This is a genomic window from Burkholderia sp. JPY481, assembly GCF_038900515.1.
GTDB lineage: Bacteria > Pseudomonadota > Gammaproteobacteria > Burkholderiales > Burkholderiaceae > Paraburkholderia > Paraburkholderia youngii.
This window is the reverse complement of the sequence record NZ_JAYMRT010000159.1, coordinates 1-374: the sequence shown is the minus strand read 5'-3', so window position 1 is coordinate 374 and position 374 is coordinate 1. Positions and strand designations below refer to the sequence as shown.

1 protein-coding gene is annotated in these 374 nt (G+C 70.1%); it reads right to left on the bottom strand.

Annotated elements, in window-relative coordinates:
* The coding region (locus VSR82_RS40145; RefSeq protein ID WP_498858943.1) for a phosphopantetheine-binding protein at positions 1–374 on the bottom strand (374 nt) is incomplete at both ends.

Below are 374 nucleotides of genomic sequence, written 5' to 3'. Positions count from 1 at the left end.
GAGAGGGCATAGATGTCCTGGATGTTGGCCAGCCCTCCGGGCACCGTGGCCACCACCCGGTCGATCTCCGCCTGGCTCAGCCCGATGAGCGGCAGCATCCCGGGGGTGATCGCCGTACTGTGCGCGGCAATCAGGTTGGCGGGGACCGCGACCTCCTGATGGCGCCCCAGGCTGGCCGCCAGATCGGCCAGCACCGGCCGCGCGAACAGCGTGCGCACCTCTACTCCCAGCGAGCGCTGCCGCAGCCGCTCCATCAGTTGCACGGCCAGCAGTGAATGACCGCCCAGCTCGAAGAAGTGGTCATGCCGACCGACCCGCTCCAGACCCAGCAGCTCCGCCCACAGCTGCGCCAGCACCGTCTCCAGCTCCCCGCG